15 protein-coding genes are annotated in these 14,105 nt (G+C 68.3%); 4 read left to right on the forward strand and 11 right to left on the reverse strand.

The window, feature by feature from the left end; translation table 11 throughout:
• Positions 1-5 precede the first annotated feature (5 nt).
• Positions 6-533, reverse strand: coding sequence for a hypothetical protein (locus X946_RS22615; RefSeq protein ID WP_162483270.1), 528 nt, complete (start codon positions 531-533; stop codon positions 6-8).
• On the opposite strand from X946_RS22615, the gene X946_RS22620 reads away from it, so the two are divergent.
• The gene (locus X946_RS22620) at positions 453-1,286 is read left to right on the forward strand and encodes an AraC family transcriptional regulator (protein ID WP_038752368.1); all 834 of its coding nucleotides are present in this window, start codon (positions 453-455) and stop codon (positions 1,284-1,286) included. The genes X946_RS22615 and X946_RS22620 overlap by 81 nt on opposite strands.
• Here X946_RS22620 and hpaI read toward each other — a convergent pair.
• The 7 genes from hpaI to X946_RS22655 form a co-directional block, all read right to left on the reverse strand.
• Positions 1,280-2,086 carry a 4-hydroxy-2-oxoheptanedioate aldolase gene (gene hpaI / locus X946_RS22625; protein ID WP_038752371.1) on the reverse strand — a complete coding sequence of 269 codons (807 nt, stop codon included), beginning with the start codon at positions 2,084-2,086 and terminating at the stop codon, positions 1,280-1,282. The genes X946_RS22620 and hpaI overlap by 7 nt on opposite strands.
• Before the next feature lie 9 nt (positions 2,087-2,095).
• Positions 2,096-2,899, reverse strand: a complete 804-nt coding sequence (gene hpaH / locus X946_RS22630) for a 2-oxo-hept-4-ene-1,7-dioate hydratase (protein WP_038752374.1) — start codon at positions 2,897-2,899, stop codon at positions 2,096-2,098.
• A 23-nt stretch (positions 2,900-2,922) separates the two neighbouring features.
• Positions 2,923-3,315 carry a 5-carboxymethyl-2-hydroxymuconate Delta-isomerase gene (locus X946_RS22635; protein WP_038752377.1) on the reverse strand — a complete coding sequence of 131 codons (393 nt, stop codon included), beginning with the start codon at positions 3,313-3,315 and terminating at the stop codon, positions 2,923-2,925.
• Positions 3,316-3,373: 58 nt separating this feature from the next.
• Positions 3,374-4,222 carry a 3,4-dihydroxyphenylacetate 2,3-dioxygenase gene (hpaD, locus tag X946_RS22640; RefSeq protein ID WP_038752379.1) on the reverse strand — a complete coding sequence of 283 codons (849 nt, stop codon included), beginning with the start codon at positions 4,220-4,222 and terminating at the stop codon, positions 3,374-3,376.
• Positions 4,223-4,291: 69 nt separating this feature from the next.
• A complete protein-coding gene (hpaE, locus tag X946_RS22645) occupies positions 4,292-5,755 on the reverse strand; it encodes a 5-carboxymethyl-2-hydroxymuconate semialdehyde dehydrogenase (RefSeq protein ID WP_038752382.1) in 1,464 nt (487 codons plus the stop codon).
• A 23-nt stretch (positions 5,756-5,778) separates the two neighbouring features.
• Entirely contained in the window at positions 5,779-6,543 is a 765-nt protein-coding gene (locus tag X946_RS22650; RefSeq protein WP_038752384.1) for a fumarylacetoacetate hydrolase family protein, read from the reverse strand.
• Positions 6,540-7,229, reverse strand: coding sequence for a fumarylacetoacetate hydrolase family protein (locus X946_RS22655; protein ID WP_038752386.1), 690 nt, complete (start codon positions 7,227-7,229; stop codon positions 6,540-6,542). Before X946_RS22655 ends, X946_RS22650 begins: the two co-directional genes overlap by 4 nt.
• A 165-nt stretch (positions 7,230-7,394) precedes the next feature.
• Between X946_RS22655 and hpaR the strand changes: the two genes are divergently transcribed.
• The gene (gene hpaR / locus X946_RS22660) at positions 7,395-7,832 is read left to right on the forward strand and encodes a homoprotocatechuate degradation operon regulator HpaR (RefSeq protein WP_038752389.1); all 438 of its coding nucleotides are present in this window, start codon (positions 7,395-7,397) and stop codon (positions 7,830-7,832) included.
• A gap of 22 nt (positions 7,833-7,854) precedes the next feature.
• On the opposite strand, the gene X946_RS22665 is transcribed toward hpaR, so the two are convergent.
• Both X946_RS22665 and X946_RS22670 read right to left on the reverse strand, forming a co-directional pair.
• The gene (locus X946_RS22665) at positions 7,855-9,042 is read right to left on the reverse strand and encodes an SDR family oxidoreductase (protein WP_038752684.1); all 1,188 of its coding nucleotides are present in this window, start codon (positions 9,040-9,042) and stop codon (positions 7,855-7,857) included.
• Positions 9,043-9,065: 23 nt separating this feature from the next.
• Positions 9,066-9,812 (reverse strand): MipA/OmpV family protein, encoded by a 747-nt coding sequence (locus X946_RS22670; RefSeq protein ID WP_038752392.1) that lies wholly within the window; start codon positions 9,810-9,812, stop codon positions 9,066-9,068.
• 230 nt (positions 9,813-10,042) lie between these two features.
• On the opposite strand from X946_RS22670, the gene bprR reads away from it, so the two are divergent.
• Together bprR and X946_RS22680 are read left to right on the forward strand one after the other, a co-directional pair.
• Positions 10,043-10,768 carry a two-component system response regulator BprR gene (bprR, locus tag X946_RS22675; protein WP_038752686.1) on the forward strand — a complete coding sequence of 242 codons (726 nt, stop codon included), beginning with the start codon at positions 10,043-10,045 and terminating at the stop codon, positions 10,766-10,768.
• A complete protein-coding gene (locus X946_RS22680; protein ID WP_038752393.1) occupies positions 10,769-12,097 on the forward strand; it encodes an ATP-binding protein in 1,329 nt (442 codons plus the stop codon).
• A 584-nt stretch (positions 12,098-12,681) separates the two neighbouring features.
• On the opposite strand, the gene X946_RS22690 is transcribed toward X946_RS22680, so the two are convergent.
• Positions 12,682-14,085: an LLM class flavin-dependent oxidoreductase gene (locus X946_RS22690; protein WP_038752398.1), complete on the reverse strand. Its 1,404-nt coding sequence runs from the start codon at positions 14,083-14,085 to the stop codon at positions 12,682-12,684.
• Positions 14,086-14,105: the final 20 nt, after the last annotated feature.

Here is a 14,105-nt window from a genome sequence, read left to right on the forward strand (position 1 = left end):
CTTGATCATTGGGTCGCAGCGGGATCGCTCGATCGCCGCGCGTCGTGAATGTCGGGACCGTCGAACGAGTCGATCGCGCGCGCCGCGGCCGACGCATCGGCATCGGCGTCGGCATCGGCGTCGACATCGGCAGCATCGGCAACGGCATCATCGGCAGCGCGCCCGCTGCGCTTGCGCCCCGCCGCGTCGTTGCGCGTCGAGGCGAATCGCCCCGAGTCACCCCGAATCGCGCCGCAATCAGCCGGCGCGCGCGCGTTCGCGAGAACCGCGGCCGTGGCGGGGGCGCGGCTCGCGACGCTGGACGCCTCGCATCGCTCGACGTGTACGTGGGGAACCGATTCGGCTCGCACCGCCAGGCGCGGCGCGCCGAATCGAATGGAAGTGAACGCAGTGTAGACGTGCGCGCGCGACCGGTCTCCGGTATAAAGGCCATTCGATACGGTATTCAGGCCATGCTCGATCCCATTCTTCCCATCGAACTCGTCACGTCGTCCGACGGCCCGTTCGTCGCCGCTGTCGAATTGACGCAGCACGGCGCGCGCACCACCGCGCGCCACAGCCACGCGCGCGGACAACTCGTCGGCACGTCGAGCGGGCTCGTGTCGATCGGGCTCGACGACGAGGACTGGGTCGTGCCCGCGATCCACGCGATCTGGATTCCGCCGCATCGCGTGCACTCGCTGCGCTCGTTCGGGCCGTTCTCCGGCTGGAGCGTCTTCATCGCGGAGCACCGATGCGCGACGCTGCCGGACGCGCCGCGCGCGATCGTCACGTCGCCGCTGCTGCGCGAAGCCGTACGCCGCGCGGCGAGCTGGCGCGGCGGCGAGCTCGACGGCGCGCGCGCGCGGATTGCGGACGTGATGCTCGACGAGATCGCGGCGGCGAAAACGGGATCGCTCGGACTGCCGCGCCCGCGCGATCCGCGGCTCGTGCGGATCACCGACGCGCTCGCCGGCGATCTCGCGGACAACCGCCGCGTCGACGAATGGGCCGCGTGGGCCGGCATGGCGCCGCGCACGCTGAGCCGCCGCTTCGTGTCCGAGACGGGATTGACGTTCGCGCAATGGCGTCAGCAGGCGCGCCTGCTGCGCGCGCTCGAACGGCTCGCGGACGGCGTGACGGTGACGACGGTCGCGCTCGACCTCGGCTACGACAACGTGAGCGCGTTCATCGACATGTTCCGCCGCACGCTCGGCACGACGCCCGGGCAGTATGTGAACGCGAAGCCCGGCGGGCGGCGCGGCGACGCGCCGCCGATCAATGCCGGCGCAAGCCGAAATCAGTAAGTGCCGTCGCCCGCGCGAACCGCGCCGCCTGCCGGCGACTTGAACCGCGCGGCGAGCTGCTGCGCGCCGCGCGCGAGCAGCGTGGTGTCGACGCCGACCGCGACAAACGTCGCGCCGGCCTCGAGATAGCGCCGCGCCGCGCGCTCGTCCGCGCTCAGGATGCCCGCCGCCTTGCCCGCCGCGGCGATCGCGGCGATCGCGCGATCGATCGCCGCCTGCACGTCCGGATGCGCGGGATCGCCGAGATGCCCGAGATCGGCCGCGAGATCGGCGGGCCCGATGAACACGCCGTCGACGCCGTCCACGCGCGCGATCGCGTCGATCGCGTCGAGCCCCGCGCGCGTCTCGACCTGCACGAGCACCGCGATCCGCTCGTTCGCCTGCCGCACGTAATCGTCGACGCGGTTCCAGCGCGACGCGCGCGCGAGCGCGCTGCCGACGCCGCGAACGCCGTGCGGCGGATAGCGGGTCGCCGCGACGGCCGCGCGCGCCTCGCCCGCGCTCTGCACCATCGGCACGAGCAGCGTCTGCGCGCCGAGATCGAGCACCTGCTTGACGACCACCGCGTCGTTCCACGGCACGCGCACGACGGGATGCGAAGGATACGCGGCGATCGCCTGCAATTGCGCGAGGATCGTCGGCACCGTGTTCGGCGCGTGCTCGCCGTCGATCAGCAGCCAGTCGAAGCCCGCGCCCGCGACGACCTCCGCGGCGTAGGCATTCGCGAGCCCGAGCCACAGCCCGATTTGCGCCTCGCCGCGCGCGAGCGCGGCCTTGAACGTGTTGTCAGGAATGAGCATCGTCGTCCGTCATTCGAAATGGCAATGGATCGCGCCGAGCGGGCCGTAATCGACGTTGAACGTGTCGCCGCTCTTCGCCGCGCACGGCCGCGTGAACGATCCGCCGAGGATGATCTCGCCCGCGTCGAGCGACACGTCGAAGCGCGCGAGCCGGTTCGCGAGCCACGCGACGCCGTTCGCGGGGTGATTCAGCACGCCCGCCGCGACGCCCGTTTCCTCGACGACGCCGTTGCGCGACATGATCGCCGCGACCCAGCGCAGATCGACGTCCATCGGCCGCACGGGCCGCCCGCCGAGCACGACGCCCGCGTTCGCCGCGTTGTCGGCGATCGTGTCGAACACCTTGCGCGGGCGCTTCGTGTCCGGATCGATCGACTGGCTGCGCGCGTCGATGATCTCAAGCGCGGGCACGACGTAGTCGACCGCGTCGTAGACGTCGAACACCGAGCAGTGCGGCCCTTGCAGCGGCTTGCCGAGCACGAACGCGAGCTCGACCTCGACGCGCGGCACGATGAAGCGGTGCGCCGGAATCGCCGCGCCGTCCTCGAAGAACATGTCGTCGAGAAGCGCGCCGAAATCGGGCTCGTCGATCTGCGACGAATACTGCATCGCCTTCGACGTGAGGCCGATCTTGTGCCCCTTCAGCACGCGCCCTTCGGCAAGCTTCATGGCGACCCACGTGCGCTGGATCGCATACGCGTCGTCGATCGTGATCTCCGGGTAGTCGAGCGAGATCTGGCGGATCTGCTTGCGCTCGCGCTCGGCGGCGTGCAGCCGGCGCGCGAGCAGCTGGATGGTGGCGGAATCTAGCATGGTCTTCGTTGTCGGGGTTGGGGTCACGCGCCGCGCTTGTAGCGTGCGTGGATATTGTTGTACTTGTACGAGCCCGTCTCGCTGAACTCGGTCAGCTCCATCGACAGCGCGAGATAGCGCCGTTCGTAGAGCGCGGCGAAATGCGCCTTGATCGCGTCGAACAGCGCGTCGCATGCGGCCTTCTTCGTCGCGTCGTCGCGGCCCGAGCCGATCTTCAGCGTCACGTGCACGAACGCGTCGTCGGCGGTGCCGTCGGCGACGCAGTAGTCCTGCAGCTCGATCGCGCGCGAGCGGATGCCGCCCGTCGGAAACACGCCGCCCTGCGCGATCAGCGTCTCGTTGATCGTCTTGAGCAGCACGGGAATCCGCGCGTCGTCGCGAATGTTCGCGGTGTATTCGACGATGATGTGAGGCATGTCGGCTCTCCGTGTTCTTCAGAATTGCGTCGGCATCCGAAGCGAATCGTCGCGCCGCTCAAGGCAGCGGGAAGATCGCGTTGATCTGCCCGGTGCCCGAGCTCGCGAAGTAGTCGGTCACGATCTCGACCGGCTTGTCGTAGCGGTCCCAGCCGAGCAGGCCGAGCAGCATCGCGGTATCGTGCATGCCGCCTTCGCCGAAGCAGTGCTCGTTGTACTCGGGCAGCATCTTGCAGAAGGTCGCGAAATCGCCCTGCTTCCACAGCTCGACGACGCGCAGGTCCACCTGCCGGAAGAACTCGCGGCTGATCATGTGGATCGCCTCCTCGGGGCTGCCGTTGTCGTTGAAACGGTGCGACAGCGAGCCGCTCGCGAAGAACGCCACGTTCGAATCGCTCGCTTCGATCGCGTGCCTGAGCGCCTCGCCGAAGCGCCGGCTCTCGTCGAGCGCGTGCCACATGCACCAGCCGGCGATCGACACGACCTTGAAATGCTGATCGGCGTTCATGTAGCGCATCGGCACGAGCGTGCCGTACTCGAGCTCGAGACTGTCGATCTCGTGCGCGCGCGTGCCGATCCCGCGCTCGTTCGCGGCCGCCGCGATCAGATGGCCGAGCGCCGGATTGCCCGGATACTCGTAGCGCATGTCGCGGATGAAATGCGGCAGCTCGTTGCTCGTGTAGACGCCCGCGAAATGCCCGTTGCAGTTCACGTGATAGCCGGCGTTGACGAGCCAGTGCGTGTCGGCGACGACGATCGTGTCGACGCCGAGCGCGCGGCAGCGCTCGCCGATCGCCTGATGGCCGCGGATCGCCTCCGCACGGCAGCCGTGATGCCTGCCCGGCAGCTCGGACAGATACATCGACGGCACGTGCGTGATCTTCGCGGCGAGTGACAGCTTTCCCATCGTGAGTCTCCTGCCGCGTCGCCGGCAAACAGAGCCCGCGCGCGGCGTATCGTTCGTTGTCGGCGGGCGTCACACGCCCCAGCGGGGAATGTGATGGCTGCCCATCGAGATGCACACGTTCTTGATCTCGGCGAACACCTCGAAGCTGTATTCGCCGCCCTCGCGGCCGGTGCCCGATTCCTTCACGCCGCCGAACGGCTGGCGCAGGTCGCGCACGTTCTGGCTGTTGACGAACACCATGCCCGCCTCGATGCCGCGCGCGAGCCGGTGCACGCGGCCGACGTCCTGCGTCCACAGGTACGACGCGAGGCCGTACGACGTGTCGTTCGCGAGACGCAGCCCGTCCTCCTCGCCGTCGAACGGAATCAGGCACGCGACCGGCCCGAAGATCTCTTCCTGCGCGATGCGCATCCGGTTGTCGACGTCGGCGAACACGGTCGGCCGCACGAAGTTGCCGTTCGCAAGATGCGCGGGCAGGTTCGCCGGCTTGTCCGGGCCGCCCGCGACGAGCCGCGCGCCCTCGTCGGCGCCGAGCCGGATGTAGCCCGTCACCTTTTCCCAGTGCGCGCGCGTGATCATCGAGCCCACCTGCGTGCGCTCGTCGGCCGGATCGCCGACGATCAGGTTGTTCGCGCGGCGCGCGAACTCGGCGACGAACCTGTCGTAGATCGTCCTCTGCACGAAGATCCGCGAGCCCGCCGTGCAACGCTCACCGTTGATCGAGAAGATCGTGAAGAGCGACGCGTCGAGCGCGCGGTCGAAATCGGCGTCGTCGAAAATCAGCACGGGCGACTTGCCGCCGAGCTCCATCGAATACTTCTTCAGGCCCGCGCGCTCCATGATCCGCTTGCCCGTCAACGTGCCGCCCGTAAACGACACGGCGCGCACGTCCGGATGCCGGACGAGCGCGTCGCCCGCCGTCGCGCCGTAGCCCTGCACGACGTTCAGCACGCCGGCCGGAATGCCCGCCTCGAGCGCGAGGCGGCCGAGCTGGTCGGCCGTGAGCGGCGAAAGCTCCGACATCTTCAGCACCGCGGTGTTGCCGAGCGCGAGGCACGGCGCGGTCTTCCACGTCGCGGTCATGAACGGCACGTTCCACGGCGACACGAGCGCGCACACGCCCACCGGCTGATACAGCGTGTAGTTCAGCATCTGGTCGTCGACCGGATAGCTGCGCCCGTTCATCTGCGTGCACACTTCGGCGAAGAAGTGGAAATTCTCCGACGCGCGCGGGATCAGCTGCTTCTTCGTCTGCGAGATCGGCAGGCCGGTGTCCTGCGTCTCCAGCTCGGCGAGCGCGGGCACGTTGCGCTCGATCAGCTCGCCGAGCTTGCGCATCAGCTTCGCGCGCTCCTTCGCCGGCGTGTTCGCCCATTTCGGAAACGCGTCCTTCGCGGCGCGCACCGCCGCGTCGATTTCCTCCGCGCCGCCCGACGCGACCTCGGCGATCGGCTCGCCCGTCGCCGGGTTGAACGTCGTGAACGTCTCCCGGCTGTCGACTTCCCGGCCGCCGATCCAGTGCTTGATGCTCATGCGTCTCTCCTTGTGCGGCGGCGTCAGCCGGCGCGATAGTAATCCGCTTCGCCGACGATCGTGTTGACGAGCCGTCCGAGGCCGTCGATCTCGGTGATCACTTCGTCGCCCGGCTTCGTGTCGGCGAGCCCCTCGGGCGTGCCGGTCAGGATCAGGTCGCCGGGCGAGAGCGTCATGAATCCGCTGATGTATTCGATCAGCGACGCGACGTCGAAGATCATGTCGCGCGTGTTGCCGCGCTGCGTTTCGATGCCGTTGACCGTCGTGCGAAGCGCGAGACTCCCCGGATCGCCGATCTCGTCGCGGCTCACGAGCCACGGCCCGAGCGGCGTGCACGTGTCGCGGTTCTTCACGCGCAGGTTCGGTCGGTAATAATTCTCCAGATAGTCGCGGATCGCGTAATCGTTGCCGATCGTGTAGCCGAGCACGTAGTCCAGCGCGCGCGCGCGCGTCACGCGGCGCGCCTCGCGGCCGATCACGACCGCGAGCTCGCACTCGTAATGCATGTGCGTCGCGTCCGCGGGCCGCACCGTCCGCGCGCGGTGGCCGACGAACGTGTTCGGCCCCTTCAGGAAGATGAGCGGCTCGGCCGGCGCCTTGAACGCGAGCTCCTTCGCGTGATCGGCGTAGTTCAGGCCGAGCGCGAACGTCGTGCGCGGCGCGACGGGCGGCAGCCACGAGACATCCGTCTCGGCGAGCACGCGCCCGGTATCGAGCCGCAAAAGCCCTTCGTCCAGCGGCTCGGCCGCGTGAAGCGCGCCATTGAACACTACGCGTGCGGTCTTCATCGCGCGCCCTCCGCAATCAACGTGTGACGCAGCGTGCCGATGCCCGGCGCGTCGATCTCGATCGCGCTGCCGGCCGCCGCGCGCGGCGCGTTCGGGCCGACGCCGACGAGCAGCACGTCGCCCGCATCGAACGACATGAACGCGGACACGTCGGCGATCAACCGCGCGACGGAGCGGATCAGGTTCGCGGTGCTCGCCTCGTAGCGCCGCTCGCCGTCGACGCGCACCGCCACCGCGAGCGCGTCCGCGTCGCCGATGCTTGCGCGCGCAACGATCGCCGGCCCGAGCGGGCAAAAGCCGTCGCGGCACTTGAAGCGCACCGCCGGCCGATAATAATCGGGGTGCGGAATCGACACGTCGCTCGCGAGCGTAAAACCTTTAACGAAATCAAACGCCTGTTCGACCGATACGCGAGTCGTGCGGCGCGCGAACACGACGCCGAGCGTCGCGCCGATTTCGAGCGCGTCGACGCCCGCCGGCACGACGACGGCCGCGCCGTCGCCCGCATGCGTGTTCGCGGGCTTCACGTAAAGCACGGGCGCCTGCGGCGGCTTGTTGTACGGCGGCGCATGCACCGCGTCGCCAAGCGCCGCGAGCGCGCCGCGATCGTTGAGCAGCGCGCCGTATACCGTGCCGATGCGCACCGTTTCGGCCGGCGCGCCGTCGACGACAAGGGACAGCTCCATGCGTTTCATCCTCCGCCGCGTCGCGCGGCCGGGTCAATTACTTAACATATTAACTACAGCACGCGAAAAGAACAACCGCGATAACCCTGATAGCCGTGATAAGGCGGTCACCGACGATTTTCGCCCTGCTAAGATGAGTGGATCAACTGCTCTTCCAGGAACCTCATGAATCGTACGTTCGATCACCGCAATCTGGCCATGCTGCTGCTCGAGGCCCGCGAAACGTTGATGGGCCGGTTCCGGCCGATCCTGAAGGAATTTGCGCTGACGGAGCAGCAATGGCGGATCATTCGCGTGCTGGACGGCGAACCGTCTCGTGAGCTCGAAGCCGGGCAGATCGCGAAGCGCTGCTGCATCCTGAGCCCGAGCCTCACGGGCGTGCTGGAGAGGATGGAGCGCGACGGCCTGATTCGCCGCACGCGCGCCCAGGAGGATCAGCGCAGGCTGATCGTCAGCCTGACGCCGCAAAGTCGTCAGCTTGTCGCGCAGATCAGCCCGCGCATCGACGAGCAGTACAGGCTCATCGAGCAACGCTTCGGCGCGGATGCGCTCGGCGAAGTGTACGCGGCGCTCGACAAGCTGATCGAAGTCGGCGGCTCGTGACGCGCGGCCGCCGCGCGCACGCTCAGCGCGCCGCCGTCCTCGGCATCTGCGCGAGCACGTCGACGCCGCGCGACGTGCGCATGCATTCGTTCACGTAATCGACGAACGGCAGCGGTTCGAAATCGATCTCGTCGCGCACGCGCGAGTTGTCGAACACGTGGTCGAGCTCGGCGAACGCGGCGTAAGACTGCAACGCGCGCCGGATCACGCGCTCGCGCGGCGCGTCGCGGCGGCCGAGCACGTCGCGCGCGATCGCCGTAAACTCGGCACACGAGCAGAGCGCATAGCGCGGCTCGCCGTCGAGCCCCACGGCCTCGTCCATCGCGCGCACGATCTGCGTGACGCTCGGCGCTTCGTCGCCCGCCGACACGTGGTACGTGTCGTACTTGAGCGACGGCTTCAGCGCGAGCAGCATCAGCGCGCGCGCGCAATCGTCGACGGCAATCACGTCGATGCGCGCCATCGGCCGCGCGGTGAAGCGGCGCGCCGCGTGAACGATCCGGAACATCCAGAACGTGCTCGCCGAAGGCTGCGTGCCGAGCAGCGTATGGCCGACGACGCACGACGGCCGCACGATCACGAGCGGCAGGCCGAGCGCGCGCAACTGCGCTTCCGCGTCGCGCTTGCCGCGCGTGTACGGTGCGAAATCGACCTCGCGGCCGCGCTTGGGCGCGTCGTCCTCGCGGATCGTGCCGCGCGCCTTGATCCCGCACGCGAACGCCGCGCCGACGTGCACGAAGCGCTGCAGCCGCCGGCTGCCCGCGAAGCGGCGCGCGAAACGCAGCGTCGCATCGACGTTCGTCTCGTTGACGACGCTCGCGTCGGCGAGCGACGCAACGCCCGCGCAGTGAATCACGTGCGACGCCGACGAAAGACGCGCGGCGTCGACGTCGGCGAACGCGCCGTCGAGTTCGCCCGCGATCACGTTCGCCTCGGTGAGCCGCTCGGCCCAGTACGGCGCGAGCCCGCTCTTGAGCGCCGCCTCGCGCAGCCGAGCGAGCGCATGCGCGCGGTCGCACGCGCGCACGACGCACACGACGCGATCGAGCAGCCCGGCGTTGACGAGCGACACGAGCACCGCGCCGCCGATGAAGCCGGTCGCTCCGGTGAGCACGATCCGGCCGACGTGCGCGGCGGCGGCGGGCACGCTCGCGGGCGACACGAGGCCCGCTCGCCAGGTCAGCGAAAGCGCGGTTTTCCAGATCAGCACGATGGCCACCTCCTTCTTCAAAATCAGAAACGATAGGTCAGCGAAGACACTCCGAAATAATTGGTCTTCTGCTGCACGATCGGGCTGCCCCCGTAGCGGCCGATGAGACGCGTGACGCCGAGCGTCGTGCCCGCCGACCAGTGCCTCGAGAACGCGTACGTCCATGCGACCGACATCGACGCGCTGTCGATGCCGCCCTTCGTCGAATACGGCGCGAAGCGGGTCGCCGCCGCCTGCGCGCCGGTGACGCCGTAGAACGTCTGCGTGTAGCGGCCCGAGCCCGCATGCACGGAGCCCGTCACGACGACTTCGTGACGCCCGGCGCTCAATACCGGCACCGCGAGATCGACGTGCCCGGACACGCCGCGCGACGTGTGCGTGACGGGCGTGTCCACGGTCACGCTCAGCACGCTGCCGCCGTAGAGCTTCACGCCCGCCTGCACCGCGACGAGCACCGAGCCCGGTACGCGGCCCATCCCCTTCAGGTAGTTCGAGCCCGGCAGGTCGAAGCGGTTTTCGTCCGAGCGGCCCGGGTCGTACGTGAGCGCGGCCGCGACGAACGCGTCGCCCGGCAGCTTCAGCTTGTAACCGATGCCGTCGAGCGGACCGATGAAGATGCCGTTGTCGAACTCAGCGGAAAACGACGGCGCGACCACGCCGTGATACTGATTGCTGCCCGCGTAGCGCGGCACGAAGCCGCCGCCGATCGACAGCGTGTAGACGTTTTCCGCATGCGCGGCCGCAATCGACATGAAGCCGGCGAACGGCACGCAATACCGAAGTGAGTGAATGGGCGGGCGCACGGTGACGGGCGAGAGTCAAGGAGTCCGCAGTCTAGGTTCGTGCGCACGACGATTCTGTCCCGAATGTTTCAGGAATATGTGCGGATTTGTGTCCGATTGTCGGCGATTGTTGCAGCCGCCCCCGGCGTGCGGCGCGCGCGGCTAGAATGCGCGTGCGCTGCCGGCGCTCACGCGCGCAGAACCACGCCGAGGAGACCATGAACGAAGTGCCGCTCAAATACCGCGTGCTGCTGATCGAAGACGACGACCGCCTCGCGCAGCTGATCCGCGAGTATCTCGACAGCTACGAATTCTCGGTGACGGTGGTCCGGCGCGGCGACCTCGCCGTCGGGGCCGTGCGCGAGCATCAGCCCGCGCTCGTGATTCTCGACCTGATGCTGCCGCATCTCGACGGCATGGAAGTGTGCCGCCGAATCCGCGCGTTCTCGAACGTGCCGGTGCTGATCCTGACCGCGCGCTCGGACGTCTACGATCAGGTGGCGGGCCTCGAGACGGGCGCGGACGACTACGTGACGAAGCCGATCGAGCCGCGCGTGCTCGTCGCGCGCGCTCGCGCGTTGCTGCGCCGCGCGCAGCCTGCCGGCGCGCCCGTCGACTCGCCGGCGAGCGAGGCGCTCGTGTTCGGCGAGCTGACGATCTCGCCGCCGAACCGCACGGTCACGTGGCGCGGCGAGCCCGTCGATCTGAAGACGGCCGAATTCAACCTGCTGCTGATTCTCGCGCGCGCGGCAGGCACCGTGCTGAGCCGCGACGACATCCTGAAGCAGTTGCGCGGCATCGAGTTCGACGGCCTCGACCGCTCCGTCGATTCGGGTATCTCGAAGCTGCGACGCCGGTTCGAGGACGCGTCGTCCGAGCCGCACAAGATCAAGACGATCTGGGGCCGCGGCTATCTGTTCAGCCCGTCTGCCTGGGATGACTGAATGCTGCGCTCGCTCGTCAGGCTGTATCTCGTCGTGGTCGTCTGCGGCGCAGCGGCGATCGTCTTCATCAACACGTCGTTCAACCGCTTCTTCTACGAGCGAATTTCGAGCGCGGCGCGCGAGACGCTCGCCACCTATGCGTTCGTGCTGAACGACTATCTCGAGCGCCATCCGGGCTCCGAGCGGCGTCAGGCGCTGCGCGAGCTCGCGAAGCGCGGCAACGAAGGCTTCGAGTTCATCTCGATGGACGCGGCCCGCAAGATGCTGAGCGCCGGGCAGCAGCGCGACCTCGATCGCGGCGAGATCGCGATCAGCTACGACGGCAGGGACTATTTCATGCCGCTCGTCGACGGCACCGTTCTGCACGCGCGCCCGGACGAGCCGACGAGCCTCGACATCCAGATCTACGCCTATCTGACGGTCGCGCTCGCGACGCTGCTCGCCGTCGCGCTGTGGATTCACTATCACTGGCGCGACCTGCGCAAGCTCGAGGCGGCCGCGCGCGCGTTCGGCAGCGGCCGGCTGTCGACGCGCGCGCAGGTGTCGCGCAAGTCGAACATCTACGAACTGTCGCAGCAGTTCAACGACATGGCGAAGCGGATCGAAGCATCGATCCAGCAACAGCGCGAGATGATGCACGGGATCTCGCACGAACTGAAGACACCGCTCGCGCGGCTCGAATTCGGCCTCGCGCTGCTCGCGTCGCCTGACGTGGCCGAGCGCATGCACGAGCGGCAGGAAGCGCTGCGTCGCGACGTGCGCGAACTCGACGAGCTCGTCACCGAGCTGCTGACGATCGGCCGGCTCGAACAGGGCGAGCGGCATCTCGCGTTGATGCAGGTGACGGTTTCGGAGCTGATCGACAGCGTCGCCGCGAGCGTCGCGAACGACATCGCCGACCGCCGGCTCACGCTCGACGTATCGATGCGCGGCGCGCCCGCTTGCCACGTGTGCGATCCGAAGCTCGTCGCGCGCGCGCTCTTGAACCTGATCCGCAACGGCATGCGCTACGCAGCGACGACGATCTCGCTGCATGCGTCGCTCGGCGACGCGGGCGCGCTCGTGCTGACGGTCGACGACGACGGTCCCGGCATTCCGGCCGCCGATCGCGACCGCGTGTTCGAGCCGTTCCATCGGCTCGATTCGAGCCGCGACCGGCAAACGGGCGGCTTCGGCCTGGGGCTCACGATCGTGCGGCGCGTCGCGTTCGCGCACGGCGGCAACGTGCGGCTCGACGGCGCGCCGATCGGCGGCGCGCGCTTCGCGATCACGCTGCCGGCGCTCGAATCGCCGCCTCGCGACCAGAAGGCGCGGGCAACGGCGGCCTGACGCCTGGTTGGCGGGGGGAGGCGGTAGAAGCGTCGAATCGCGGGTGGGGTAAGCGCCGGACGCGTCGGTGCAACGGCGAATGAAGCCGCTAGTGAAGCAACTGACGAAGCGACAAACGAGGCGACAAACGAAGCGAAAAACGAAGCGACAAACGATTCATCGGCACGATGCGCGCCGCTCCGTCGAGACGCATCGCTTCCGCGTGGCGGCCTTGCTTCGTCGTTCGAATCGTCGTTAGGTTCGCTGTTCGATTCATCGTTTGAATCGCCATGCGGTTTGCCGCACGATTCCTCATTCGATTGCGCGCGCGGTTTGCAGCTCGATCAGCAACGCAATCGGCAACGTGGTCAGCAATCCGATCGGCGATTCATCGGCGATTCGTCACGCATTTGATTCGCCGCGGCGATTCGGCCGCGCGCATTCCCGCTCGCGTCATCGTCCGATTCGTCGCGCGCCGCATCACGCGATGCCGCGATCGCGCAGCGCGATTCGCGCCGTTGCGGCAGCCCGTCGAATCATCCATCGCCGGCGTCGCGGCCGAGGCCAGCGTTCGCCGCCGAGTCGCGCCGACACGCCGCCCTCCTTCACTCTTCCGCCGCGATGCGCTCCGCCGCCGCATGCTCGTGGCCAACGCGATATCGCGCGGCCGGATGCGGCGCGGCCAGCCTCGGCCCCGCGCGATGCAGCTTCTCGCGCAGCGTGCCCGGCGCGTAGTCGGTCTGATAGACGCCGCGCCGCTGCAGCTCCGGCACGACGAGTTCGACGACATCGACGAACGTCTCCGGCGTTACCGCGTACGCGAGGTTGAAGCCGTCTACGTCGGTCTCGTCGACCCACGATTGCAGATCGTCGGCGATCTCGCGCGCGTCGCCGACCGACACCGGCCCGAGCCCGCCGATGCCGCCCCAGCGCGCGATCTCGCGCACGGTCCACTTGCGTGTCGGATCGGCGCTCGACAGCGCCTCGACGGCCGACTGAATAGCGTTGCTCTCGACGTGCTCGAGCGGCTCGTCGAGCCCGTAGTTCGACAGATCGATTCCGGTCCAGCCGGACATCAGCGCGAGCGCGCCTTCGTCGCTCGCGTAGCGGCGATAGTCGGCGTGCTTCGCGTGCGCGTCGGCCGACGTGCGGCCCGTGATCACCGTATGCAGGTTGAAGATCAGCACGTCGTGCGGATCGCGGCCGAACTTTTTCACGCGCTCGCGGATGTCCGCGACGAACGCCTTCAGGATCGTGCGCGACGGCGCGGCGACGAAGATGCATTCCGCGTGCTGCGCGGCGAAGTCCTTGCCGCGCTTCGACGCGCCCGCTTGATAGAGCACCGGCGTGCGCTGCGGCGACGGCTCGCACAGATGGATGCCGGGCACGTCGTAGTAACGGCCGTGATGGCCGATCGGATGCACCTTCGACGGCTCGGCGAACACGTGGCGCGCGGCGTCGCGCACGACGGCGTCGTCCTCCCACGAGCCTTCCCACAGCTTGTAGCAGACCTCGAGATACTCGTCGGCGATCGCGTAGCGCTCGTCGTGGTTCGTCTGCTGCGGCAGCCCGAGGTTGCGCGCGGCGCTGTCGAGATACGACGTGACGACGTTCCAGCCGACGCGCCCGCCCGTCAGATGATCGAGCGTCGACATGCGCCGCGCGAACGGATACGGATGCTCGTACGACAGCGAGCACGTGACGCCGAAGCCGAGATGCCGCGTCGCGGCCGCCATCGCGGACACGAGCAGGATCGGATCGTTGACGGGCACCTGCGCGCCTTGCCGGATCGCCGCTTCGCCGCTGCTCCGGTAGACGTCGTAGATGCCGAGCACGTCGGCGATGAAGAGGCCGTCGAACTTGCCGCGTTCGAGCAGTTGCGCAAGCTCGGTCCAGTAGCTCAGCTCGCGATAGCGCCACGACTCGTCGCGCGGATGCGCCCAGAGCCCGGGCGACTGATGGCCGACGCAGTTCATGTCGAAGGCGTTGAAGCGGATCTGTCGGGTCATGGTGAAGCAGTCTCTCGATT

Source organism: Burkholderia sp. ABCPW 111 (assembly GCF_000773065.1).
Classification (GTDB): Bacteria; Pseudomonadota; Gammaproteobacteria; order Burkholderiales; family Burkholderiaceae; genus Burkholderia; species Burkholderia savannae.

Coding starts and splice junctions, on each gene's coding strand:
- X946_RS22680 (WP_038752393.1), top strand. CDS start 10,769: ATGCTGCGCTCGCTCGTCAGGCTGTATCTCGTCGTGGTCGTCTGCGGC.
- X946_RS22650 (WP_038752384.1), bottom strand. CDS start 6,543: ATGAAGACCGCACGCGTAGTGTTCAATGGCGCGCTTCACGCGGCCGAG.
- X946_RS22635 (WP_038752377.1), bottom strand. CDS start 3,315: ATGCCTCACATCATCGTCGAATACACCGCGAACATTCGCGACGACGCG.
- X946_RS22690 (WP_038752398.1), bottom strand. CDS start 14,085: ATGACCCGACAGATCCGCTTCAACGCCTTCGACATGAACTGCGTCGGC.
- X946_RS22655 (WP_038752386.1), bottom strand. CDS start 7,229: ATGGAGCTGTCCCTTGTCGTCGACGGCGCGCCGGCCGAAACGGTGCGC.
- X946_RS22620 (WP_038752368.1), top strand. CDS start 453: ATGCTCGATCCCATTCTTCCCATCGAACTCGTCACGTCGTCCGACGGC.
- hpaD (WP_038752379.1), bottom strand. CDS start 4,222: ATGGGAAAGCTGTCACTCGCCGCGAAGATCACGCACGTGCCGTCGATG.
- hpaR (WP_038752389.1), top strand. CDS start 7,395: ATGAATCGTACGTTCGATCACCGCAATCTGGCCATGCTGCTGCTCGAG.
- bprR (WP_038752686.1), top strand. CDS start 10,043: ATGAACGAAGTGCCGCTCAAATACCGCGTGCTGCTGATCGAAGACGAC.
- hpaE (WP_038752382.1), bottom strand. CDS start 5,755: ATGAGCATCAAGCACTGGATCGGCGGCCGGGAAGTCGACAGCCGGGAG.
- hpaH (WP_038752374.1), bottom strand. CDS start 2,899: ATGCTAGATTCCGCCACCATCCAGCTGCTCGCGCGCCGGCTGCACGCC.
- hpaI (WP_038752371.1), bottom strand. CDS start 2,086: ATGCTCATTCCTGACAACACGTTCAAGGCCGCGCTCGCGCGCGGCGAG.